This is a genomic window from Rhodovulum iodosum, from assembly GCF_041020385.1.
GTDB classification, from domain to species: Bacteria; Pseudomonadota; Alphaproteobacteria; order Rhodobacterales; family Rhodobacteraceae; genus Rhodovulum; species Rhodovulum iodosum.
In genome coordinates, this window is the sequence record NZ_JBEHHI010000003.1 from 480,608 (window position 1) to 504,711 (window position 24,104).

A 24,104-nucleotide genomic window follows, 5' to 3' on the forward strand; every position below is an offset into this window, starting at 1 on the left:
GTGGTGCGCCTGACACCCTATGTCGAGATCGATGGCGAGACGATCACGGTGATCGTGCCCCGCGCCGAGATGGGCCAGGGTGTGCAGACGACGCTGGCCGCGCTGGTGGCCGAGGAGATGGACCTCGACTGGGGCAGCTTCTCGGTGGCCCACGGCGCCCCCTCGCGGAGCTATGCCAACGGCGCGTTGCTGGTGGCGGGTCTGCCCTTTGCCGCCTATCGTGAGACACGGCTCACCCGGTGGGCCGCCGGCGCGATGCGCGTGACGGGGCGGCTGATGGGCATGCAGATCACCGGCGGGTCGACCTCGACGCGCGACGCCTATCTGCGCATGCGCAGGGCCGGCGCCGCGGCGCGGGCGATGCTGGTGGCCGCGGCCGCAAGGCGCCTGGGCCAGCCGCCCGAGACCCTGCGCACCCAGGACGGCGCGGTGGTCGCCCCGGACGGCACGCGCCTGCCTTACGCCGCACTGGCCGCGGCGGCGGCGAAGCAGCGCCCGCCGCGCCGGCCACGGCTCAAACCCAGCCGCGACTGGCGCCTGCTGGGCCGCGCCCTGCCCCGGCCCGACATGGCCGACAAGGTGCATGGCCGCACCCGCTATGCCGGCGACATCCGCGCCGAGGGGATGCTGTTTGCCACGGTGCGGATGTGCCCGCATTTCGGCGGCACGCTGCGGGGCGTCGACGCCGGGCCCGCGCTGGCGATACCGGGGGTGGTGAAGGTCGTCGAGATTGGCGCCGGTGTCGGTGTCATCGCCCGAGACACCTGGACGGCGATGCGCGCCGCGCGGGCGTTGGCACCCGATTGGGGCCCGGCCAGCGGCCCGGCCGACACCGACGCCGCCTTCGGCGCCATCGCGGCGGCCTTCGACCGGCGCCCGACTGTCACGCTGGGCCGGCGCGGCGATGTCGAGGCCGCGCTTGGCGCCGAAAAGCCTATCGAGGCCGAATACCGTGTCCCCTATCTCGCCCATGCCACGATGGAGCCGATGACCGCCACGGCGCTTTACGGCGATGGACGCCTGACGCTCTGGGCCGGCACCCAGGCGCCGCTGCTGGCGCGCGAAAGGGCGGCCAGGGCCGTCGGCCTCAAGCCCCGCGACGTGACGCTGCATGTCACCCCGATGGGCGGCGGTTTCGGGCGGCGGGCCGAGTTCGACTTTTCCGACCAGGCCGCGCGGCTGGCCCGCGCCGTGCCCGGCCGCCCGGTCTGCCTCGCCTGGAGCCGGGCAGAGGATATGTCCCATGACTTCTACCGCCCCGCCATGATCGCCCGGCTGCGGGGGCAAGCGGGGGCAAGCGGTCCCGCGGCGCTGAGCCTCGATATCGCCGGGCCTTCGGTCTTGGCCGAACAGGCCCGGCGGGTGGTCGGCTACGTGCCGCCCGGCCCCGACAAGATGTTGCTGGAGGGCGCCTTCGACCAGCCCTACGCGATCGCGGATTTTCGCGCTCGCGGCTATCGGGCCGATATCGGCATCCCGGTGGGGTCGTGGCGCTCGGTGGGCTATTCGCACAACACCTTCTTTCTGGAAAGCTTCCTTGACGAAATCGCCGCCGCCGCCGGGCTGGACCCGGTCGAGATGCGGCTGAACCTGATGCGGGGCGAAAGCGCACGCGCCGCCAAGGTGCTGGAGAGGGCCGCCGAAATCGCCGGCTGGGGCACACCGCCCCCGCCCGGCCATGCCCGCGGGGTGGCGTTCTGCTGGTCTTTCGGGGCCCCCACTGCGCAGGTTGTCGAAATTTGCCGGACCGAGGCCGGCATCCGCCTCGAACGGCTTTGCTGCGCCATGGACGTGGGCCGCGCCCTCGACCCGGGCATCGTCGAGGCGCAGATCGTCTCTGGCGCGCTTTTCGGTCTTTCGGCCGCGATCTACGGCGAGATCACGCTGGCCGGCGGCGCCGTCGAACAAGCCAATTTCGACAGCTCCCGCGAACTGCGCCTCGGACAGCTTCCCGCCATCGAGACCTGCATCCTTCAAAGCGGCGGCAAGCCCGCCGGCGTGGGCGAGCCCGCAACGCCCCCCGCCGCCCCGGCGCTGGCCAATGCGCTGTTCGCTCTGACGGGCGAGCGCCACCGCCGCCTGCCGCTGCATCACGCTGTGCGCTTTGCATAAAACCGACTGAAACGCTCGGACTGAGGCCCTAGGCAGGGGCGTCAAAACCCGTATGGTAGGCGAAAAGTCTCAGACAGGGAGGAAACGTTATGAGACGCACGATCCTGAAGGCTGCACTGGCCACGGGCATCCTGGCACTGACCGGCACCGCCGCCTCGGCACAGGAGTACACGTTCAAACTGCACCACTTCCTCGGCGCCAAGGCGCCGTCCCATAGCGAGATGCTGGCGCCCTGGGCCCGGCAGGTCGAAGAGAACGCCGGCGGCAAGGTGAAGATCGAGATCTTCCCGTCGATGACGCTGGGCGGCCGCCCGCCGGAACTGATCAACCAGGTGCGCGACGGCGTGGTCGATCTGGTCTGGACGGTGAACGGGTATACCCCTGGCCTGTTCCCGCGCACCGAGGTGATGGAGTTGCCCTTCGTCTACGTCAACGACCCGGTGGCCGCCAACCTCGCGCTCTACGACATGTTCGAAAGCGACCTGGCAGAGGAATACAAGGGCGTCGAGGTGATGTTCCTGCATGTCCATTCGGGCCAGGCGATCCATATGCGCAACACGCCCGTGCGCAGCCCGGCCGACCTGGCGGGAAAGAAGATGCGCATCCCCACCCGCACCGGCGCATGGGTTCTCGAGGCGCTGGGGGCCACGCCCGTCGCCATGCCGGTGCCCGAACTGCCGCAGGCCCTGCAAAAGGGCGTGGTCGATGGCGCGCTGATCCCGTTCGAGATCATCCCGCCGCTCAAGATCCAGGAGCAGACCGAATACCAGATCGAGGGCGCCGACCAGGCACGGTTCGGCACCACCACCTTTCAGGTTTCCATGAACAAGGCCCGCTGGGACAGCCTGCCCGAAGATGTGCAAAAGGCCTTTCGCGATGCCTCGGGGCCGGACTGGCTGAAAAAGGTGGGCGAGGTCTGGCGGTCGACCGAAGATTTCGGCATCGGGCTGGCCACCAAGGCCGGCAACGAACATATCGTGCTGAGCGAGGAAGAGACCGCCGCCTTCCGCACCGCGCTTGAGCCCGTGGTCGAACGCTGGATCGACGAGGTCTCGGGCAAGGGGATCGACGGCGCCGCGCTGGTCGAAAAGGCCCGCGCGCTGATCGAAGAGCACGGCAGCCGCTGAATGGCGCCGTCCGCCGCCGAGCGCCGCCGCGGGGTCGCCGCGGTGGCCGCGTACATGATCACCGCATGGGCGGTTTTGGGCGGTGTCTTGCTGCTTGCCGTGGTGGCCATGAACGTGCTGTCGGTGATCGGCGGCGTTATCTGGAAACCCTTCCCGGGCGATTTCGAGATGACCCAGGTGGGCGTGGGCATCGCCGCCTTCGCCTTCCTGCCCTATTGCCAGTTGACCGGCAAGAACGTCACCGCCGACATCTTCACCATGGGCGCGGCCCCGCGCTGGATCGCCCGGTTCCGGCTGGCCGCCTCGGCCGTGGCGCTGCTCTTTGCGCTGTTGTTGCTGTGGCGCATGTGGCTGGGCATGGGGGACCAGCGCGAATACGGCTACACCACGACGATATTGCAGTTCCCGATCTGGACCGCGTTCGTGCCGATCCTCGTCTCGCTGGGCCTTCTGGCACTTGCCGCGGCGATGACCCTGATCGAGGCCGCCGAGGGGCGCATCGACGGAGACCGCAATGATTGACGCCCTGTCCATGGGGCTAGGCGGGCTTGTCGTGCTGATCGTCCTGATCGCGCTGCGGATGCCCATCGCCTACGCAATGATCCTGGTGGGCGGCATCGGCATCGCGCTGGTCAACGGCCCGGCACTGATGTTGAACCAGCTCAAGACGCTGGCCTACGGGCAGTTCTCGATCTACGACCTCAGCGTCGTGCCGATGTTCGTGCTGATGGGCGCCATCGCGTCAAAGGCGGGACTGTCGAGCGCGCTGTTCAGGGCGGGCAATGCCTGGCTTGGCTGGATGCGGGGCGGCACCGCGATGGCGGCCATTGCCGCCTGCGCGGGCTTCGGCGCGGTCTGCGGCTCGTCGCTGGCCACGGCGTCGACCATGGGCAAGGTCGCCCTGCCCGAGCTGAAACGCTACAACTACTCCGGCGCGCTGGCCACCGGGACGCTGGCCGCCGGCGGGGTGCTGGGCATCCTGATCCCGCCCTCGGTCGTTCTGATCATCTATGCGATCATCGTCGAGGCCAACATCGTGACCATGTTCATGGCCGCGATGCTGCCCGGCGCGCTGGCGGTGATCCTGTTTCTGCTGACCATCGCGGCCTACGTGACGATCCGCCCCTCGGCGGGGCCGGCGACAGGGGCGCTGGACGGGGCCGAGTTCCGCGCGGCCACCATCGGGGTGATGCCGGTGCTGGCGATCTTCGCGATCGTGCTGGGCGGCATCTACGGCGGCTTTTACAACCCCACGCCTGGCGCGGCGGTAGGCGTGTTCCTGGTCTGGCTCTACGGCACCCTGCGCGGCCGGCTGGGCCTCGGCGCGATGCGCGACTCGCTGTTGGAAACCGCCTCGACCACGGGGATGATCTACCTGATCCTGCTGGGCGCGGAGCTGATGAAGATCTTCATGTCCCGCGTCGGGCTGCCCCAGGCCACGGCCGAATGGATCGTCGCCTCGGGGATGGCACCCATGACGGTGATGGTTTTGCTCTTGCTGGCGCTGATCCTGCTGGGCTGCCTGATGGACAGCCTGTCGATGATCCTGCTCGTTATCCCGTTCTTCTGGCCGGTGCTGGTCGAGATCAACGGCGGCCTCTACCAGATGGCCGAGGGCGCGGGCTATGGGATGAGCACCGACGACCTGAAGATCTGGTTCGGCATCCTCGCCCTTGTCGTGGTGGAACTGGGGCTGATAACGCCGCCGGTGGGCATGAATGTCTTCGTTATCTCGGCGCTGGCCCGCGACACGCCCATGATCGAGACCTTCAAGGGCGTAATGCCCTTCTTCGGTGCCGAACTGGTGCGCGTGACGCTGATCCTTGCCTTCCCGGCGCTCACACTGTGGCTGCCGCGCGTGCTGGGGGGCTAGGGCGATGGCGCAAATCACCGCGGGGTCGGCGATCTTTCCCCGGCTGGGCGCGCTGGGGGTCGATTACGTCTTTGTCAATTCCGGCACGGATTTCCCGCCGATCATCGAGGGGCTCGCCCGCGCCATGGCCGATGGGCAGCGCCTGCCGCGCGCCATCGCCTGCCCGCACGAACACGCGGCGATGGGCATGGCCCACGGCGTGTGGCTGATGACCGGCCGGCCCCAGGCGGTGATGCTGCACACCAATGTCGGGCTGGCCAACGGCGCCATCGGGGCGATCAACGCGGCCTGCGAGCATGTGCCGATGATCCTGATGTCGGGACGCACCCCGGTTGCCGAGGGCGGCCGCTTCGGCGCGCGCACGGTGCCGATCGGCTGGGGGCAGGAGATGTTCGACCAGGCCGCGCTGGTGCGCGAGGCCTGCAAATGGGACTACGAACTGCGCTTCCCCGAGCAGATCGGGCCGGTTCTCGACCGCGCTCACGCGATTGCCCAGTCCACGCCCAAGGGCCCCGTCTACCTGTCGCTGCCGCGCGAGGTCTTGTGCGAGGAATTGCCCGCCGAGGCCGTCGCCGCGCCGCCCACGCTGCGTCCCGCCGGGGTCGCCCCCGACCCCGCCGCGCTGAGGACCGCTGCCGATTGGCTGGCAAGCGCCCAACGCCCGCTGGTCATCGCCCAGCGCGGCTGCGGCAGCGCCGCGGCCTTTGCCGCCTTCGGGCAATGGGCGTCGGACTGGGCGATGCCCGTCGCCTCGTGGTGGGCCACCCATCTGGCCATCGCCACGGATCACCCGTGCCATGTCGGCGCCGATCCGGGCCCGTACCTCGCCGACGCCGACGTGGTGCTGGTGGTCAACGCGCTGGCCCCCTGGTGGCCCGACAAGCACCCGTTGGCGCCCGGCGCCAAGGTCATCCAACTCGGGCCGGACCCGCTTTTCGCGCGGTTTCCGATGCGCAGCTTTCCCGCCGATCTGGCCATTGCCGGCGAGACGGCCGCCGCCCTGCCCGCCCTGATCGGCGCCATGGCGGACCGGCCACCAGGCTCCACCGCCGAAGCGCGCCGCGCCCGCCTCGCCGCCCGTCCCGTGCCCGCGGCACCTTCGCCGGGCCGGCTGACCAAGGCCCAGGTGGCCGCGGCGCTGGGCCACGCGCTGGACGACGAGACCACCGTCTTTTCCGAACTCGGCGTGCCACTATCCGCCCTGCCCCGCCGGACGCATCGAAGCTGGTTCCAGGAGCCGCATTCAGGCGGGCTCGGCTGGGCGTTTCCAGCCGCGATGGGGGCCAAGCTGGCCGCCCCGGACCGCGTGGTGGTCGCCACCATGGGCGATGGCAGCTATATCTTTGCCAACCCCACCGCCTGCCACCAGATCGCCGAGGCGCTGGGCCTCGCCTTGCTGGTCGTGGTGGTCAACAACGCCGAATGGGGCGCCGTGCGCGCCTCGGTGGCCCAGCTCTACCCCGAGGGCATGGCGGCCAAGACCAACGCGATGCCGCTGACCGGCCTCGCCCCCAGCCCCGATTTTTGCCAGACGGCCCAGGCCAGCCGTGCCTGGGCGCGGCGGGTTGAGCGGGCAGAAGAGCTGGACGCGGCCATCGCCGACGGGCTGGCCGCGGTGGCCGACGGGCGGCTGGCGCTGCTCGACGTGCAGGTGGAGCCCGATTAGGCGGTCGCCGTTATGTGGCGCACCGATCAGTCGCCCCGCCCGGCTTTTGCGCCGGGCAGCCATGCGCAAGACCCTACCGCACCGCCGCCATCGTCGCGCGGAACCGCATCAGCGCGAAGGCGAAGAACGCCGCGCCGATCCCCGCCATCGCCAGAAGCTGCGGCCAGACCAGCGAAAGCCCCGCCCCCCGATATAGCACCGCCTGCGAAAACGCCGTGAAATGGCTGGCGGGCGAGGCCTGCATGGCAAGCCTCAGCCCGTCGGGCATCGCCTCCAGCGGCGTGATCCCGCCCGACAGCAGGAACAGGATCATGAAAACCGGAATCGCCAGCAGCCCGAATTGCGGCATCGTCGTCGCGATCGTCGACAGCATGATCCCCAGCGACGTGGCGGCGAAGAGATAGACCGCCGCGCCCAGCGCAAACACCGCCAGAGAGCCGGGCACCGGCACGCCCAAAGCCCCCTGCACCACCGCAAAGAGCGAGGCCACCGCGGCGAACACGATGACCAGCCCGTTGGCCCAGACCTTGGACAGCATGATCTCCAGCGAGGTGACCGGCATGACCAGCAGATGCTCGATCGTGCCATGCTCGCGCTCGCGGATCACCGCCGCGCCCGACAGCACCACGGCCAGGATACTGACATTGTTGATCACCTGGTTGACGGCCAGGAACCACACCGAATGGAGGTTGGGGTTGAAACGCGCCCGGGGCACGATGGAGGCTGGATAGTCCGTCGTGGCCTCGGCGCGCGACAGGAACCTTGCGATTTCCTCTTGCACGATACGCTGAACATAGGCCGTGCCGTTGCCGGCCAGGGTCATCGCCGTGGCATCCACGTTCAGTTGCAGCACCGGCGCACGATCGGTCAGCAGATCGCGCTCGAACCCTTCGGGGATGACCAGAACAAAACTCACCCTGCCCGAGTCGAGCAGCCGGTCCATCTCTTCGTAACCGATCAGCTGCGGCGGCTGGAAATAGGGCGGCAGGAACGCCCCGCGCAACCGCGCGGAAACCGAAGAGCGGTCTTCGTCGACGATGGCGATGGCGGCGTTGCGCACCTCGGTCTGCACCCCCTTGGACACCACGGCCACCGCAACGGTGAAGGTATAGAGGATCAGCACCACCAGAACCGGGTCGCGGGCAAGGCTGAAAAGCTCCTTGATGCCAAGGCGAAAGATGTTGTGCAGCGCGCGCAGCATACTCAGGCCTCCTGCTTGCGCAGCAACACCGCCGCCAGCGCCCAGAACACCGCGCAAAAGCCGAACAGCACCAGGTGGTTCGTCCACAGATCACCGAGGCCCAGGCCCTTGTTGAACACGCCGGTGCTGATGCGCTGGAAGTAGAGCGTTGGAAAGGCGTGGCCGACAATCGCGGCCGGGCCCTGCATGGTCGCAACCGGGTAAAGCATTCCCGAGAAATTGACCGCCGGGATCACCACGATGATCGCGCTGCCGAAGATCGCGGCGATCTGCGACCGCACGAAGCTGGAGATGACCAGGCCAAAGCCCGTCGCCGCCGTGACGTAAAGCGCCACGCCGGCGACCAGCGCCAGCGGGTCGCCCTTGATCCCCAGCCCGAAAACCGCGCCGAGCATCGCCAGCAACAGGGCGAAACTGACCATCGCCACCGCGACATAGGGGAGCTGCTTGCCTGTTAGGAACTCCATCTTGCCCACGGGCGCCGCCGAGAAATTGGTGATAGACCCGATTTCCTTTTCCCGCACGATGCTGAGCGCGGTCATCATCGTCGGGATCATCATCAGCATCAACATCAGCACCCCGGGCGGGATCGCCTGCGCCGACACGAAGGCCTGGTTGTAGCGAAAGCGCGGCGCGATCTCGGCGGCCGACGGCCGGGGCGTGATGCCCGTCTCGTCCTGGGAAAGCTCGATCAGGAAATCCTGGAACGCCGCCTCGGCGTAGCGCCTCGCGGTCTCGGCCCGCACGGTGTTGGCCCCGTCGAGCCAGATCGCCACCTCCGGGCCCCGAGCGGCCAGCAGGTCGCGGCCAAAGCCGGGGGGCACGATCACCGCCATGGTCATGTCGCCGCGTTTCAGCCGCGTATCGACGGCAGACAGGCTGGCAATCGGCGCCTGTTCATCGAAGTAACGCGAACTTGACAGCTGGCGCAGAAAGCCGCGGCTTTCGCGGCTTTGGTCCTGGTCGAGCACGCCGTAGCGCAGGTTCTCGACATCGAACGAGATGCCGTAACCCATGGCCAGCATCAGCACCATCGGCCCGATCAGCGCAAAGGCCAGGCGGATGCGGTCGCGCATCAGCTCGGTCGCCTCGCGCCGCGCGAACGCCCAGGCGCGGGACGGCGAAAAGACTGCGCGGGCGGGCCGGCGGGCCGTGTCAGCGGCGGTGCGCGGCACATCGGGCTCGGGCGCCGCGTCTTCGGCCTCCTTTTCGAGGTGGGCGATGAACGCCTCTTCCAGGCTTGGCACGCCGATTTCCTCGCACAGCCGGCCGGGCGGGCCCATGGCCAGCACCCGCCCCGCATGCATCAGCGAGATGCGGTCGCAGCGCTCGGCTTCGTTCATGAAATGGGTCGAGATGAAAATCGTCACCCCGTCGCGGCGCGAAAGCTCGATCAACAGCTCCCAGAACCGGTCGCGCGCCACCGGGTCGACCCCGCTGGTGGGCTCGTCGAGGATCAGCATCTCGGGCCGGTGCAGCACCGCGACGGCCAGTTGCAGCCGCTGGCGCACCCCCAGCGGCAGGTTGGGCGCGCGCTGGTGGGCCACGCCGACAAGGTCGAACCGGTCCAGCAGTTCGGCCACGCGCGGGGCGCGCTCGGCGGTCGCAAGCTGAAAAAGCTGGGCATGCAGCATCAGGTTCTGCCGCACCGTCAGTTCGGAATAGAGCGAGAAGGATTGCGACATGTACCCGACCCGCCGCCGGATCGACAGATCGCCGCTCTTTACCGGCTTGCCGAACAACCGCGCCCGACCTTCTGAGGGGTGCAGCAGGCCGGTGAGCATCTTCATCGTGGTCGTCTTGCCGCACCCGTTCGAGCCGAGAAAACCGAAGATCTCGCCCTTTTCGATGCGGAAATCCACATGATCGACAGCGGTGAAATCGCCGAACCGCTTGGTCAGCCCCTCGGCCTCGATCGCCGGTACGTGGCCGTCGGACGGCCGGGGCGGCAGAACCACACCCTGATGCCCGTCGCGCCGATCCTCGGGCAGAAGCGCGATAAAGGCGGCTTCCAGCGTGTCGGCCCCGGTCTGGGACTTGATATCCGCCGGGCCGCCAGAGGCCAGCACCCTGCCCGCGTCCATTGCGATCAGGTGCTCGAACCCCTCGGCCTCGGACATATAGGCGGTGGCGGTGGCCACGCTCATCCCCGGGCGGCGGGCGCGGATACGGGCGATGAGATCCCAGAACTGGCGGCGCGACAGTGGATCGACACCGGTGGTGGGCTCGTCGAGGACAAGCAGGTCGGGGTCGTGGATCAGCGCGCAGCAGAGCGCGAGCTTTTGCTTCATGCCGCCCGAAAGCTGCCCGGCCGGGCGGTCGGGAAAGGGCGAAAGCCCGGTGCCGGCCAACAACTCGTCGATGCGCCAGGCGCGTTCGTCGGGCCCCTGCCCGAACAGCCGCCCGAAAAAGTCGAGGTTCTCGCGCACCGACAGCGTGGGGTAAAGGTTGCGGCCCAAACCCTGTGGCATGTAGGCGATGCGCGGCAGCACCGCCCGGCGGTGGGCGGCCTCGGCGATATCGCCCCCCAGGACCTGTAACCGGCCCGCCTGCAGCCGCCGCACCCCCGCCAAAAGGCCCAGCAGGGTAGATTTGCCCACCCCGTCGGGCCCGATCAGCCCGACCATTCGGCCGGCCGGCAGCGTGAGGGAAACGTCGCTCAGCGCCGCCTTTGCGCCGTAGCGGTGGCTCAGCCCGGCGGCTTCGGCGACCGGCTCAGCCGCCATCGGGCAGGTTCACGGCCAGCTCGGCCGGCCAGTCGGCCGAGGGGTCGACACGCACATAGGCCACGCCGGGCACGCCGCTTTTCACCACGTTGCGATAGACGGCCAATATCTCGGGCGCGATTGTCAGCTTGACCCGAAACGTCAGGTTTTCGCGCTCTTCCGCCGTCTCGACGTATTTCGGGGTAAACTGCGCCTCGCTCGCCACGAAGGTGACGCTGGCCGGAACCACGAATTGCGGTGCGGCATCGAAGATCAGCCGCGCCTCGGCGCCGTAAGCCAGACGTCCGGCGGCGGAGGTGGGCAAATAGACGGTCATCGACACGTCCGTGAGGTCGAGCAACGTCACCACCTTGGCCCCGGCCGGCAGCACCTCGCCGGTTTTGGCCAGCACGTATTGCACGCGCCCCGCGCGCGGCGCGGCCAGGGAATAATCCGCCAGGTCGGCGTTCAGCCGGTCCACGGTGGCCCGCGCCGCTTCGATCCTGGCCTCGGCCGTGGCGATCCCGGCCTCCGCTGACGCGACCGCCGCCTCTGCCGAGGCCAGCTCCGACCGGCGCATGTCCACCGTCTCTCCGGGCGCGTAGCCGCGCTCGCCCAGGGTCTCGGCCCGGTGCAGTTCCTGCCGGGCAAAGGTCAGCGCGCTTTGGCGTTCCGCCAGCACGGCGCGGGCCTCGGCCAACCCCTGCTCGGCGGCGCGCACGCCGGCCTCGGCCTCGCGCAGCTGGGCCTGAAGCTGCTTGGAATCGAGCCGGGCGAGGTCCTGCCCCGCCTCGACCATATCGCCTTCGCGCACCATGATCTCGGCCAGCCGCCCGGCAAACTGGGTGGCCACGTCCACCCGCTCGGCCTCGATCCGGCCGTTGGACAGGGCAAACCCCTCGGGCACCGCGCCGTTCTGCGCCTCGCGCCACAGCAGCGCACCGCCAGCGACCAACGCGACGAGGACCAGAAGAATGAAATAGCGACGGTTCATGCGACTCCCTTCCGACGGTTGCGGGGTCGGAGGACATTCCGATGACTAAACCGCCCGGTTCGGTTTTGGAAGGGTCGACGCGGCCGGGCGGTGGGGGTCGCTTCACGTTCGCGCGGCAACAATGTGCGACAGTTTGGCGCAGAAAAAAGAATCGGTTACTTTTCAAAACCTAAACCAACGGTAGCAAATACCGGTTCATTTCGGGGGACAGTTTTATGGCCGATATTCTTGGAACCGAAGGCAACGACATTCTGAACGGCACGCCGGAAGACGATTTCATCCAAGGGCTGGAAGGCAACGACCAGATCGACGGCGGCACCGGGCGCGATGATCTGCGCGGCGGCGACGGCGACGACACGCTCGACGCCTCCGAAGGCGACAGCACGACCGAGGGCTTCGGCGACTACATCCGCCCCGGCTTCGGCAACAACACGATCCTCGGCAATTCGGCGATCTACGGCGATGGCGAAGGGATCGACATCTCCTATGCCGATCTCGAAGGCACCGGCGGGATCACCGTCACGATCACAAGCGGCAATGGCAGCGGCACGGTGACCTCGGGAAATCCGGGTCTGATCAACGACACCTTCACCTACACCCACTATTTCGAGGGCACCCCGGACAGCGACACCTTTACCGGCGGCGCCTCGACCGGCAATGGCGAACTCTGGGCGCCGCTGGCGGGCGATGACGTGATCAATGGCGGCGACGGCTGGGATTCGCTGCGCTACAACAACGACGCGGCTTACGGCGGCGAGGCCGGGGTCGTGGTCGACATGATCGCCGGCACCGCGACCGACGGGTTCGGCGACACCGACACGTTTTCCGGCATCGAGGACATTCGCGGCACCCGGTTCGACGACAGCATTACCGGCAGCCATGTCGGCGTGCGCCTGCGCGGCGAAGGCGGAAACGATTCACTCATCGGCGGTGACGGCGACGACAGGCTCGAGGGCGGTGCGGGCTTCGACTACATCGAACCCGGCGCCGGCGATGACACGGTCGATGGCGGTGACGACCTTGATCAGGTCAGCTATTCGGGTGCCGGCGGGTCCGTGACGGTCGATCTGGCCGCAGGCACCGCATCCGATGGCGATGGCGGCACCGACACGCTGATATCGATCGAGCGCGCCCGCGGCGGCGAATACGACGACGAGTTGCGCGGCGACGACGGCGACAATCAGCTGATCGGCCGTGCCGGCGACGACATCCTCGACGGGCGCGGCGGGTTTGACGTGGCCCGCTATGACCGCGACGACACCGCGGGCGCCACCGCCGGCATCACCGTCGACCTGGCCGCGGGCACCGCGACCGACGGGTTCGGCGACAGCGACACGCTGATCTCCATCGAAGGGGTGCGCGGCACCGAGTTCGACGACGACATTTCGGGCACCGATGGCGACAATTATTTCCGGGGCCACGGCGGCGACGACACCCTGGATGGCGGCGAGGGCGACGATTACTACACCATCGACGGCATCACCGAGAACACCGTGAACATCTTCGATTCCGGCGGGTTCGACACGCTGGAGGTGATCGACCACCCGGGCCGCGACGCGCTGACCTTCGTCAACCGTGGCGACACGCTGGTGCGCGAAACCACCTACGGCCACACTACAATCATCCACCAGGACGACGCAGGCGATTTCGGCATCGAGCAGGTAAGTTGGTACACCGAGGATTTCGACGAGATCGGCACGCTTCAGGTCGTCACCGACCTCGACGCCATCGATCGGTTCGACGTCACCGTGGCCGGCACCGACGAGGCCGAGACCATCGTCATGCCCGAGGGTGACGCGGCGGGCGTCGATGCGCCCTGGGGCATCGTTTACGGCAATGGCGGCGACGACGACATCACCGCGTCGGATAGCTTTACCTACTACGTCAACGGCGGCGACGGCGACGACACGATCCGCGGCGGCGACACCTTTGGCGAAGGGCTGTACGGCGACGCCGGCAACGACAGGATCGAAGGCGGCGGCGGCGACGATTTCATCCGCGGCGGGGCAGGCGACGACACCGCCGTGTTCGATATCGACCTCGCCGATGTCGAGGTGTCACAGGACGGCGACGCCTTTATCCTCACCTCGGCGCTGGGCACCGACAACGTGGCCGAAGTCGAAAGCTTCGAATTCGCCGACCGCACCGTCACCGCCTCGGAACTGGCCGGGGGCGGCACGATCGGCGAGACCCTGACAGGCACGCCCGGCGATGACGAGCTGGAGGGCGGCGACGGGCCGGACACGATCCGCGGCCTCGGCGGGGCCGACACGCTGATCGGCAATGGCGGCGACGACACCATCGAGGGCGGTGACGGCACCGATTTCATCAACGGCGGCGACGGCGACGACACGATCGAGGGCGGCGCAACCTCTGCCGACCGGCGCGACGAGATCTACGGCGGCGCGGGCGACGACAGCATCGACGCGGGCTATGGCAACGACCTTGTCTTCGGCATGGGCGGCAACGACACCATCGCCGGCGGCTTCGGCGCCGACGACCTGCGCGGGCAGGCCGGCAACGACGTGATCACCGGCTCGGCGCTGTCCGACCTCGTCTTCGGCGGCGACGGCGACGATTTCGTCAACGGGGGCTTCGGCTACGACCGGATCAACGGGGGCGCAGGGGCCGACAGCTTTTACCACCTCGGCATCGCCAACCACGGCTCGGACTGGGTGCAGGACTACACCGCCGCCGAGGGCGACGTGCTGCTCTTCGGCGATGCCACGGCCTCGGCCGACGACTTCAACGTCCAGTTCACCCATACCTCGTCGCCCGAAACCGGGCGGTCGGGCGATGACGACGTGCAGGAGGCGTTCGTCGTCTACCGTCCTGCGGGTCTGATCGTCTGGGCGCTGGTCGATGGCGGCGGGCAGGACAGCCTGAACATCGAGATCGGCGGCGAGGTGTTCGACCTGCTGGCGTGATCCGAAACCGCCCTGCGACCATTGCGACATTGTCGTGGGGCGGGGGCGCACCTACCTGACGTTGCAAGGCGGGGGCTGTCGGCCCCCGCCAAGCGTTTTCGTCCGCCCCTCAGCAAGAGCCCGCGCCCCCGTGACCCAGGAAAAACACTCCTCCCGCCCGTTGCCCGTTCCCAGCAGCCGCATTTCGCGGCTGGCGCGGTTCGGGGGGCTCGCCTCGAACATTGCCGGCGGCGTGGCGCTGAACGGCGCGCGCCAGATGGCCCAGGGCAAGCGGCCCAACATGTCGGATCTGGTGCTGACGCCGGCCAACGCGGCCAAGCTGGCCGACAGGCTGGCCCATATGCGCGGGGCGGCGATGAAGGTGGGCCAGCTGATTTCGATGGATGCGGGCGACATGCTGCCCCCGGAACTCGCCGAAATCCTCGGTCGGCTCAGGGCCGATGCCCATTACATGCCTGCCAGCCAGCTCAAGACCGTGCTGAACGCCAATTGGGGCGACGACTGGCTGAAACGGTTTTCAAAATTCAACGTCCGGCCGATCGCCGCGGCCTCGATCGGGCAGGTCCACCGGGCGCAGACCAAGGACGGGCGCGACCTGGCGATCAAGATCCAGTACCCCGGCGTGCGCCGCAGCATCGACAGCGACGTGGGCAATGTCGCCTCGCTGATGCGCCTGTCCGGCGTGCTGCCGAAAGAGCTGGACATCGCGCCGATGCTGGACGAGGCCAGGCGCCAGTTGCACGAAGAGGCCGACTACCAGCGCGAGGGGCACTACCTGGAACGCTTCGCCTCGCTTCTGGCGGACGCGCCCGAATTCGTCGTGCCCAGCCGGCACGCCGATTTCACCACACGCGACGTGCTGGCGATGTCCTATGTCGAGGGCGTGCCGGTTGAGTCGCTGCACGACGCCCCCCAGGGCACCCGCGACCGGGTGATGACCCACCTCATCGAGCTTTTGTTCCGCGAGTTGTTCGAATTCCGGCTGATGCAGACCGACCCGAATTTCGCCAATTACCGCTACGACCCGGACACCGGCCGGATCTTGCTGCTCGACTTCGGCGCGACGCGCGAATTCGCACCGGAGATCTCCGAGGGCTTCAGCCGGCTGATGCGGGCTGGGCTGGAGGGCGACCGCGAGGCGGTGCGCGCAGCGATCATGGGAATCGGCTTTTTCGACGAGACCGCCAAGCCCCGGCACCAGAACACGATGATCGACATGTTCGAGATGTCGATGGAGCCGCTGCGCCGCCCCGGCGTCTTCGACTTCTCGCAAAACGACCTGGCGATGCGGATGCGCGACGCGGGCATGGAGCTGGGCGCCGACCGCGATTTCTGGCACATCCCGCCGATGGACACGCTGTTCATGCAGCGCAAGTTCGGCGGCGTCTACCTGCTGGCCAGCCGGCTGGGCGCACGGGTGGATCTGGGCCGCATCATCGAGCGGCACCTCTGACGCTCAGGCCGTCAACGCCGCCGCCTGCCGTCGGTCATAGGACGACGGTATCCCCAGGAGATCGCGGTATTTCGCAACGGTCCGGCGGGCCAGCGGGACACCGGCCGCGGTGGCCTTTTTCACGATGGCCGCGTCGCTGAGAGGCTTGGACCGGTCCTCGCCGGCCACGATATCGCCCACCAGCGCCATGGCAGCGTCCTGCGAGGGGCCCTCGGCATTTCCCGGCGCGACGGCGCGGCTGAAAAACACCCTGAGCGGCAGCGTGCCCCGCGGCGTCTCGATCAGCCGGTCGGCCACGGCGCGGCTGATCGTGCTGGGGTGCAGCTCCAGTTCTTCGGCCACGGCCTCGGCGGTCAGCGGGCGCAGGTGGCGCGGCCCGCCGTCGAGAAACGCCGCCTGGTGGCGCACCAGTACTGCGGCGGTGGCCAGCAGCGTGGCTTGCCGCCGCTCGATCGCCCGCTTCAGCCAGCGCGCGGACGAGCGCGCCCGCCGCATATAGGCCAGCGCCTCGGCATCGGCCCAGGTCAATGCCCCCTCGCGGATCCGCAAGCTGGGCAGGCTGCCGCGATTCACCTCCACCGTCCAGCCATCGGCGCGGCGCACAACGCGCAGGTCGGGCGGCAGGATCGGCGCCTCGGCGGCGGCAAAGGCAAGCCCCGGCTTGGGGTCGAGCCCGCGGATCGCGGCCAGCGCGGCGCGCACATCGGCCGGCGTGCCGTCGCACATCTCGGCCAGGTCGTCGATCCGGCCCTCGGCGATCAGCGCGAGGTTGTCGAGGATGACCGAAAGCTCCCACGTCAGCAGGCCCTTGTCCTCGGCCTGCAATTTCAGGCATTCGGCCAGGCTGCGGGCGAAGAGCCCCGCAGGCTCAAGCTGATGCAGGCGCGTCAGCACCGCCTCGGCCACCGGCACCGCCACCCGGGCGGAGGCGGCAACCGCCTCGACCGGCGTGCCCAGCCATCCCGTGGGCTCCAGCGCCTCGACAAAGACCATAGCGACGCGGCGCGGGCCGTCATCGGGAAAGGCCAGCGCGATCTGGTCGGCGACATGGGCGTAAAGGCTGGGCTTGCCGCTTTCCAGCGCGGCGATCTCGTCCCAATCCTGCGCGCGGGCACCGCCGGCCACGCCCGTGGGCAGGGGCGGTGCGGCATCGGGCATTGTGACCTCGAGGCAGGGATTTTCCAGCGCCTGCTCGGCGAGATGGGCGGAGAGATCGAGATTGGTCATCTGCAGGATGCGCAAGGCAGCCTGCATTTTCGCAGTCATGGCCAGACCTTGGGTCTGACGCTGGGCGACGATCATCTCCATGGCATCAGCCTAGCACGTTTTACCGCCCGGCGAGCGGCCGCGCAGACGCGGGGGCGCGGGCTTGCTAGACCCATCGTACCGCCCCGGCCACCCGGCGCCCGCCGCAGGGCGACGGCCCAGCGGCGCAGTCGGCCACCACCCGTCCGCCGCGCAGTGTCACCACGCTGTCGGCAAGGCGGCGGATCTCTTCGGCCGCGTGCGAAATATAGATCATCGGCGTCGAGGTCGTCGCCCGCAGCTCTTCCAGCAGGCGCATCACCTCGTCGCGGCGCCCGCCGTCAAGCGCCGACAGCGGCTCGTCCAGCAGCAGCAGATCGGGCCGCGCCATCAGCGCCCGGCCGATCGCCACCCGCTGCCGCTCGCCCCCCGACAGCGCGCCGGGGCGGCGCGACAAAAGCGGGCCGAGCGCCAGAACCTCGACCAGTTGCGCCTCAAGCGCCGGGTCGGGCCGGGGCGCGCCGTAGCGCAGGTTGCGCCGCACCGAAAGATGGGGAAACAGCAACCCATCCTGAAAGATCACCCCGATGCCGCGGCGCGCGGGCGGCAGGTTGATGCCCGCGGCGCTGTCGTACAGCACCCGGCCCTGCACCGCTATGCGCCCGGCGTCGGGCCGGGTATGGCCCGCAAGGCAGGAAAACAGCGTCGACTTGCCCGCGCCCGACGGCCCGACAAGGCCCAGCACGCCGTCGGCGGGGGCGCAAAAATCGACCTCCAGCAGGAAATCGCCCTGACGTTTGACGAGGGCCACCTCGATCATGCCCGCGCCTCCTGCCAGCTCAGCCGCTTGGCGATCCATTCCGACGCCAAGAGCGCCCCGCCCGCCAGCAACAGCGACAACAGGCACAGCCGCACCGCCGCCGCCTCGCCCCCCGGCGATTGGGTGACGGTGAACAGCGCCAGCGGAAGCGTCTGGGTCTGGCCGGGAATGTTGGCGGCAAAGGTGATCGTTGCGCCGAATTCGCCCACCGCGCGGGCAAAGGCCAGCGTCATGCCCGCCAGGATGCCCGGCGTCATCAGCGGCAGGGTTATTGTGAAAAACACCCTGGTCTCCGACGCGCCCAGCGACCGCGCCGCAGCTTCAAGCCGCGCATCGGCCGCCTCCGCCGATTGCCGGATCGCGCGGACCATGAGCGGGAATGAGACCACGGCACAAGCCAGCACCACGCCGGCCTGCGAGAACGCGAGACGAATGCCGAAGATGTCATGCAGCGGGCCGCCCAGCGCACCGTTTCGACCGAAGAGCACGAGCAGCAGATAGCCCAGCACCACCGGCGGCAGGACCAGCGGCAAATGGACGAACGCATTCAGCAGCGCGCGTCCGGGAAATTCGCGCCGCGCCAGCAGCCATCCCAGCGCGATGCCGGGGATCAGCGACCACAACACCGCCGCGGTCGATGCCCTCAGCGACAGCGCCAGCGCCTCGGCCTCGAACGGGCTGAGGCCCAGTATGCCGGTCAGCGCGTTCATTCCGCGTCGGGCACGCTAAAGCCGTGATCGGCAAAGATCGCCGCCGCTGCGGGCGATTGCAGGAACGCCAGGAACGCGGCCGCGCCTTCGGCGTCGTCACCCTGTCCCGTCGGCGCGATCAGGTACAGGATTTCGGGTTGCGCCGCCTTGGGGATGTCAAAAACCACCTCGACCCCCTCCACGTCCATCGCGTCGGAGGCGTATACAAGGCCCAGCGCAGCCTCGCCGCTGGCGACCGCTGCGACGGTGGCCACCGTGTTGCGCGTGGGCGCCAGCGCCGGGGCGACGGTCGCCCAGAGGCCCATCTCCTCCATCGCGGACTGACCGTAGCGGCCCACCGGCGCGGAAACGGGGTCGGCCATCACGAAGCGCTCGCCGTCCAGCCGCGCGGCCAAGTCGTCGGGTGCCACCGGCCCGGTGCCCGCAGGGGCGATCAGCACCAGCCGGTTGGACAGGATCGGCGTCACGTCCGCCTTGGGGATCAACCCGGCCCCGACCAGGTGGGCCATCCATTTCGGATTGGCCGACAGGAACATGTCGGCCGGCGCGCCTTGCTCGATCTGCCGGGCCAGCGTGCCGGAGGCGGCGTAAGAGGTCGTCACCCCCGCGCCGTAGGCTGCGATGACCGCATCCATCGCCCGCCCCGTCGAGGCCGCGGCGAAGACCAGCGGATCGGCCCATGCCGCCGCGCCCGTCAACAAAAGCGCGAGCGCCGCGACGTGGGGGCCGATGGCGGGACGGCGGGATCGGCCGGCCTTGCCGGTCATCGGGAAACCGGACGGAGCCCTTCGAGAGGCACCATGTTGCCGCGCGATTGCGTGTAGATCTTGAGCGCCTTCTGCTGGCGCGGCGTGGACCTCTCGAAATCGGCATGGGCGCGCTTCAGTGCCTTGCGCGCCTCGAGAAAGACGCCGTCATCGTCAAGCTCGTCGAGGTTCACCTTGGCCAGGTAGTCGCCCATCCGTTTCATGACATGCAGCCGTGCACGGTTCAGGACGTCCTGGTCGTAGGGCAGGAGCAGGAAGGTAAAGATGTCCTCGGCAGAGGACAGCGCGTACATCTGTTCGAGCACGTTTTTCGGCGCTTGGCTGGTCATGGCAGGATCCTTTCTTGGGGTTCGAGCGGGTCGGACGGGCGCGACACCGCCTCGGCGCGGGCGGTCAGCATCACGAGATCGGCGGCGGTCGCCGTGCGCTTTTCGCGCGTGGCCCAATCGCGCAAGAGCGGCAGCACCGCGCGCGAGGTCGCCGGGTCCGAGGGCAGCCCCGCCTCGGCCAGGGCGCCCGAAAGCGCGGCCAGCCCCGAATGCTTGCCCACCACGATCCGCCGGTCGCGCCCGAACCGGGCGGGGCTGAGCACGGGCGCCTCGTAGGTGGCCGGATCCTTCATCAGCCCGTCCACGTGGATGCCGGATTCGTGGCTGAAGACGTTGCTGCCGACGATGGGGCGCGTCGGCGAAACCGGGCGGCCCGCCGCGCCGGCGACCAGCGCCGAAAGATCGCACAGCCGGTCGAGGGCCACGGCGGTCGGGCGGGCCTGCACCGCCAGCGCCGCGGCGACCTGTTCCAGCGCGGCGTTGCCCGCGCGCTCGCCCAGCCCGTTGACCGTGACCGACAGATGGGTGGCCCCGGCGCGCGCGGCGGCCAGCGTGTTGGCCGTGGCCAGCCCGAGGTCGTCATGCGCGTGAAACTCCAGCGGCAGCGGCCCGCCGGCCAGCCCGGCCACGAGATCATGCGCGGCAAAGGGGTCCATCAGGCCCAGCGTATCGGCCAGGCGCAGGCGGATCGCACCCGCGCGCGCGGCGGCACGGGCGATCTCGGACAGAAAGCGCGGATCGGCGCGCGAGGCATCCTCGGCACCGACGGACACGGCGAAACCGGCCGCGCTGGCCAGCGTCACGAGGCGCGAAAGCTCGGCCAGCGCCCAGGCGCGGCTCTTGCCGAGCTTGCCTTCGAGATGACGGTCGGAGGCGGGGACGGTCAGGTGCAGCCGGCCGAGGCCGGTCAGCGCGGCCATTTCCAGATCGCCTTCGCGCAGCCGGCACCAGGCGACGCCGCGGGCCCGCGTCAGCCGCGCGCCCGCCGCGCGCATCGCCACGACCTCGGCCATGCCCATCGCCGGGACGCCCAGCTCGATCTCGGCCACGCCGGCCGCATCCAGCGCGGCGGCGATCTCGGCCTTTTCCTCGGACGAGAAGGCAACTCCGGGGGCCTGCTCGCCATCGCGCAGCGTCGTGTCGCAGATCAGCGGCGCGGGCGCTTGGTGGAAATCGTCGGGGGCGATGGGGGCGGTCATCGGCGGGGTCCTCTCAGCGCGACGGGGCGGGAACGACGAAGACCGCGCGGCCCAGGGCCTCGGCCACCCGTTTTTGCAGACCGCCAAGGGTCAGCCCGGCCAGCTGACAATCCGTGCAGGTGCCCCGGAGATGGACGCGGACGCGCGGGCCCGCGATGTCATGCAGCTCGACATCGCCGCCATCGGCGCGAAAGCGCGGGCGCATCTCGTCCAGCACCGCGTTGACCGCCGCGATCTCTTCGTCGGCCGTCAGCGATTTGGCCGCCGCCTTGGCCGGCGCCGAAGGTTTCAGCGGCGCGATCGCCAGCGGCTGCGCCGTGCGGTCGCCGCGCGCGGCGCGAAAGGCGGGGGGCTGCGCATGATCCCTGAGCGCGGCGGCCAGCGCCGCGGTGGCGACCTCGGCGGCCGAGCGGTCGTCCTCGGGCAGCCCGCCCAGCACGGTTTCGAGGTAGTCGGGGGTGATCTCACGCGCCTCGGCGACGGTCTTGCCGATCAGCAATTCGGTCAGCGCCGAGGCCGCGGCGACCTCGGGGCCGCCGCCCGTTGTCTCGAATCCCGCCGCGGCGATCGCACCGCCCTCGACCTTGAGCATCAGCCGAAGCGCGTCGCCGGTGCGCACCGCACCCGCCTCGCCCAGCGCGTTGGCGTCGTCCAGCGGGCCGCGGTTGCGCGGATTCAGGAAGTGGTCGGTCAGCGTCGGGGAATAGTCGAGCATCGGGGCCACCTGTCAGCAGAAGGATTTGCCGCAGCCGCAGCCGCCGCTGGCATTGGGGTTTTCGAAGACGAAGCCAGAGCCCTCGAGCCCGGAAACGAAATCGATCGTGGTGCCGACCAGGTAGGTCTGGCTGTCGGGGTCGATCAGCACGGTGACGCCGCCCTCGGCCTCGACCACCGCGTCGTCCGCCTCGCGGGTCAGCTCCAGCGCCATGGCGTATTGCAGCCCGGCGCAGCCCCCGGACTGGACCATCACGCGCAGGCCCGCGACGGGCTGTCCGGCCCCCTCGATAGCGCTGGCCATCGCGTCTCGTGCGGATTGAGTGATTTGGATCATCGGGCTCTCCTGTCGCTGGCGTATGTCCTGCAAAGAGCAAAGCAAGAAGCGTGCCAAGTTTCCGGAGGCCGATTTTTCAAAAGCTTAACGAGAGGTCGGCACCGGTTGTCGCATTTGTCCCGCGGGCGATTGGCGGATTCGCGACAGACGCCGCGGCACCGGCGAAACCGCTGCGCGCGGCCAGCCCCGGGTGCTCCCGCCCCCGGGCCCGCGCGGGCCAAGGCCCGCTTGGCCGGCGTTGGGCCGGGCGCGTCCGCTGACGCGGGCGCGCGCCTCCGGCGGGGATATTTGCGGCCAGAAGAAGGGCCATGTCGCGCGATGGCACCGCGCGCCGCGCAATGGCGGCCGGCCTCAGGCGGCCTCGGCCGGGGCGTGGGTCTGACAACCCGAGGGGCAGACGCGGGCACAGGCGCCGCAGCCGATGCAATCGTCGCCGTCGGCGACGACCATCACCTTGCGCTCGATGTCGTCCTCGTACTCTTCATCATCGACATCGACGATCGCGTCCTCGTCGGTCACACCTTTCAACGTCAGCACGTCGCGGGCGCAGACCTTGTAGCAGCGACCGCAGCCGATGCATTTCTCGATGTCGATCTCGACGAGGAACTCGGGCGTGTACTCGGCGCCGCCGCGGGTCAGGGCAGTGATGGGCATGGTTCAGGCCTCCTCTGCGGCTTTCTTCGCCGCTTTCAATTCCTTGCGCGCGGCGCTCAATTCCTTGAACACCTCGAATGTCTCGGCGGCGACCTCGGGTATCCTTTCCCAGTCGGTGGGCAGTTCCTCGGCGAGGTCGTGCAGGTTCATCTTGGCGTTGGTCGAGCGCATCGACAGTTTCTTGACGCGCATTTCAAGGTCTTCCAGGCTCATGACGTGGTCCTCGGTTCGGGTTTCGCGGCGCTGAAACGGAGCCAGCGGGAGAACGGGGTGCGCCCCGGCGCGCGTTTCAGCACGATGGGCGGCGCGGGTTCGGGCGGGCTGGCAAGCGGACGGATACGGATCATCGCCTCAGGCCTGGGCCGCCTCGGGGAAGCGGGCGACCATGTCGGCGGCGTCCTGCGTCGCCTTTTCACCGGCCTCGGCGAGCTTGGCGTAGCTGGTATAGCCGAAGCGGTGGATGTCGCGCACATGCCTGGAGAGCACGATCAGCCGGCCGGACAGAAGCACGATACGCCCGAAGCCCTCGTGATGGATCTTGGACATCTGCGCGGCCATGGCGCCTGTGCGCTTTTCCAACAGCAGCGCGACCGCGTCGTAGAATTTCTCGACCCGCCACAACAGGTCGGGGTCGGGGTCGCCGATGATCGGCATCTCGCGGCGTTCCTCGGGGGTGACGATGAACTCTTCCAGAAGCTCGGCGTCGGGTTTGCCCTCCCAGCTGCCGTAACTGTCCTCGGCACGGATCACGGCGACGAGTTGTTTGAGGAACTCGCTGGCAGGCATCTCGCCGCCGCGGGGCGCCGTCTCGGGCGAGGCGGTCATTCCAGCCCCTCCTCGGCGTAGTCGGACGCGAAATCGGTTTTCGGACGGCCCAGCACCTTGCGCAGGAACGGCGGAGGCGAGCCCGCCAGCATCTCCTGGGTCTGGGCCAGCACGTCGGCGATCGGCTCGGGCTCCTTGCGCTTGATCGGATGGATGCCGGCGCGCACCACCTTGGCGGCCGAGGGCCCGCCGATCGCCAGCACGAACAGAAGCGCGCAGCCCGTCAGCGCCTCGACCTTGGGCGTGATCCGGTCGTCGACCGAATTATGCTGGCCTTCCTGGTCGGTCACATCGCCGAATTCCAGCACCTCGACCATGCGGGCCGTCTCGGTCGTCACCTCGTAGACGGCGAATTTCTTGGCCGAGCCGAAATGGGCGTCGAGGTTTTCCATGTCGTTGGTGGCGATCGCGATTTTCAGAGGGGTTTCGCTGGTCATGTCTTTCTC

At 68.9% G+C, this 24,104-nt stretch carries 22 protein-coding genes; 7 read left to right on the top strand and 15 right to left on the bottom strand.

Features of this window, described 5'->3' with window-relative positions:
- The first annotated feature begins 3 nt into the window (after positions 1 to 3).
- From Ga0609869_RS16445 to Ga0609869_RS16465, 5 genes are all read left to right on the top strand, one after another.
- Complete coding sequence (locus Ga0609869_RS16445) at positions 4 to 2,112, top strand: molybdopterin cofactor-binding domain-containing protein (RefSeq protein WP_125404489.1); 2,109 nt, start codon at positions 4 to 6, stop codon at positions 2,110 to 2,112.
- An 89-nt stretch (positions 2,113 to 2,201) separates the two neighbouring features.
- On the top strand, positions 2,202 to 3,239 hold the full coding sequence (locus Ga0609869_RS16450; RefSeq protein WP_125404487.1) for a TRAP transporter substrate-binding protein: 1,038 nt from the start codon (positions 2,202 to 2,204) through the stop codon (positions 3,237 to 3,239).
- Positions 3,240 to 3,761, top strand: coding sequence for a TRAP transporter small permease (locus Ga0609869_RS16455; protein WP_125404485.1), 522 nt, complete (start codon positions 3,240 to 3,242; stop codon positions 3,759 to 3,761).
- On the top strand, positions 3,754 to 5,112 hold the full coding sequence (locus Ga0609869_RS16460; protein ID WP_125404483.1) for a TRAP transporter large permease: 1,359 nt from the start codon (positions 3,754 to 3,756) through the stop codon (positions 5,110 to 5,112). The genes Ga0609869_RS16455 and Ga0609869_RS16460 overlap by 8 nt, the downstream gene beginning before the upstream one ends.
- 4 nt (positions 5,113 to 5,116) lie before the next feature.
- The gene (locus Ga0609869_RS16465; protein ID WP_125404481.1) at positions 5,117 to 6,778 is read left to right on the top strand and encodes a thiamine pyrophosphate-requiring protein; all 1,662 of its coding nucleotides are present in this window, start codon (positions 5,117 to 5,119) and stop codon (positions 6,776 to 6,778) included.
- 73 nt (positions 6,779 to 6,851) lie between these two features.
- Here Ga0609869_RS16465 and Ga0609869_RS16470 read toward each other — a convergent pair whose 3' ends face one another.
- The 3 genes from Ga0609869_RS16470 to Ga0609869_RS16480 are packed head-to-tail and all read right to left on the bottom strand — an operon-like array spanning position 6,852 to position 11,678.
- A complete protein-coding gene (locus Ga0609869_RS16470; protein WP_125404479.1) occupies positions 6,852 to 7,979 on the bottom strand; it encodes an ABC transporter permease in 1,128 nt (375 codons plus the stop codon).
- 2 nt (positions 7,980 to 7,981) lie between these two features.
- Positions 7,982 to 10,705 carry a ribosome-associated ATPase/putative transporter RbbA gene (gene rbbA / locus Ga0609869_RS16475; protein WP_125404477.1) on the bottom strand — a complete coding sequence of 908 codons (2,724 nt, stop codon included), beginning with the start codon at positions 10,703 to 10,705 and terminating at the stop codon, positions 7,982 to 7,984.
- Positions 10,695 to 11,678 (bottom strand): HlyD family secretion protein, encoded by a 984-nt coding sequence (locus Ga0609869_RS16480; RefSeq protein ID WP_125404475.1) that lies wholly within the window; start codon positions 11,676 to 11,678, stop codon positions 10,695 to 10,697. The genes rbbA and Ga0609869_RS16480 overlap by 11 nt, the downstream gene beginning before the upstream one ends.
- Positions 11,679 to 11,893: 215 nt before the next feature.
- Here Ga0609869_RS16480 and Ga0609869_RS16485 point away from each other — a divergent pair, with 215 nt between their 5' ends.
- On the top strand, positions 11,894 to 14,605 hold the full coding sequence (locus Ga0609869_RS16485) for a calcium-binding protein (RefSeq protein ID WP_369022876.1): 2,712 nt from the start codon (positions 11,894 to 11,896) through the stop codon (positions 14,603 to 14,605).
- A 130-nt stretch (positions 14,606 to 14,735) separates the two neighbouring features.
- Positions 14,736 to 16,058 (top strand): ABC1 kinase family protein, encoded by a 1,323-nt coding sequence (locus Ga0609869_RS16490; protein ID WP_125403579.1) that lies wholly within the window; start codon positions 14,736 to 14,738, stop codon positions 16,056 to 16,058.
- 3 nt (positions 16,059 to 16,061) lie between these two features.
- On the opposite strand, the gene rpoN is transcribed toward Ga0609869_RS16490, so the two are convergent.
- The 12 genes from rpoN to nifX all read right to left on the bottom strand — a co-directional run bounded on the left by rpoN (position 16,062) and on the right by nifX (position 24,095).
- On the bottom strand, positions 16,062 to 17,366 hold the full coding sequence (gene rpoN, locus Ga0609869_RS16495; RefSeq protein ID WP_125403580.1) for an RNA polymerase factor sigma-54: 1,305 nt from the start codon (positions 17,364 to 17,366) through the stop codon (positions 16,062 to 16,064).
- A 64-nt stretch (positions 17,367 to 17,430) separates the two neighbouring features.
- Entirely contained in the window at positions 17,431 to 18,123 is a 693-nt protein-coding gene (locus Ga0609869_RS16500) for an ATP-binding cassette domain-containing protein (protein WP_125403581.1), read from the bottom strand.
- Positions 18,120 to 18,833 (bottom strand): molybdate ABC transporter permease subunit, encoded by a 714-nt coding sequence (gene modB / locus Ga0609869_RS16505; RefSeq protein ID WP_125403582.1) that lies wholly within the window; start codon positions 18,831 to 18,833, stop codon positions 18,120 to 18,122. The genes Ga0609869_RS16500 and modB overlap by 4 nt, the downstream gene beginning before the upstream one ends.
- Positions 18,830 to 19,600, bottom strand: a complete 771-nt coding sequence (gene modA, locus Ga0609869_RS16510) for a molybdate ABC transporter substrate-binding protein (RefSeq protein ID WP_125403583.1) — start codon at positions 19,598 to 19,600, stop codon at positions 18,830 to 18,832. Before modA ends, modB begins: the two co-directional genes overlap by 4 nt.
- Positions 19,597 to 19,929, bottom strand: a complete 333-nt coding sequence (gene nifW, locus Ga0609869_RS16515) for a nitrogenase-stabilizing/protective protein NifW (protein WP_125403584.1) — start codon at positions 19,927 to 19,929, stop codon at positions 19,597 to 19,599. The genes modA and nifW overlap by 4 nt, the downstream gene beginning before the upstream one ends.
- The gene (nifV, locus tag Ga0609869_RS16520; RefSeq protein WP_125403585.1) at positions 19,926 to 21,128 is read right to left on the bottom strand and encodes a homocitrate synthase; all 1,203 of its coding nucleotides are present in this window, start codon (positions 21,126 to 21,128) and stop codon (positions 19,926 to 19,928) included. Before nifV ends, nifW begins: the two co-directional genes overlap by 4 nt.
- A 13-nt stretch (positions 21,129 to 21,141) precedes the next feature.
- The gene (locus Ga0609869_RS16525) at positions 21,142 to 21,843 is read right to left on the bottom strand and encodes an iron-sulfur cluster assembly scaffold protein (protein ID WP_125403586.1); all 702 of its coding nucleotides are present in this window, start codon (positions 21,841 to 21,843) and stop codon (positions 21,142 to 21,144) included.
- A 12-nt stretch (positions 21,844 to 21,855) separates the two neighbouring features.
- A complete protein-coding gene (locus tag Ga0609869_RS16530) occupies positions 21,856 to 22,179 on the bottom strand; it encodes a HesB/IscA family protein (protein WP_125403587.1) in 324 nt (107 codons plus the stop codon).
- A 351-nt stretch (positions 22,180 to 22,530) separates the two neighbouring features.
- Positions 22,531 to 22,833 (bottom strand): ferredoxin III, nif-specific, encoded by a 303-nt coding sequence (fdxB, locus tag Ga0609869_RS16535; RefSeq protein ID WP_125403588.1) that lies wholly within the window; start codon positions 22,831 to 22,833, stop codon positions 22,531 to 22,533.
- 3 nt (positions 22,834 to 22,836) lie between these two features.
- Positions 22,837 to 23,046 carry a CCE_0567 family metalloprotein gene (locus Ga0609869_RS16540; RefSeq protein ID WP_125403589.1) on the bottom strand — a complete coding sequence of 70 codons (210 nt, stop codon included), beginning with the start codon at positions 23,044 to 23,046 and terminating at the stop codon, positions 22,837 to 22,839.
- 138 nt (positions 23,047 to 23,184) lie between these two features.
- Positions 23,185 to 23,658 carry a NifX-associated nitrogen fixation protein gene (locus Ga0609869_RS16545; RefSeq protein WP_125403590.1) on the bottom strand — a complete coding sequence of 158 codons (474 nt, stop codon included), beginning with the start codon at positions 23,656 to 23,658 and terminating at the stop codon, positions 23,185 to 23,187.
- Positions 23,655 to 24,095 carry a nitrogen fixation protein NifX gene (gene nifX / locus Ga0609869_RS16550; protein ID WP_245972124.1) on the bottom strand — a complete coding sequence of 147 codons (441 nt, stop codon included), beginning with the start codon at positions 24,093 to 24,095 and terminating at the stop codon, positions 23,655 to 23,657. Before nifX ends, Ga0609869_RS16545 begins: the two co-directional genes overlap by 4 nt.
- Positions 24,096 to 24,104 lie beyond the last annotated feature (9 nt).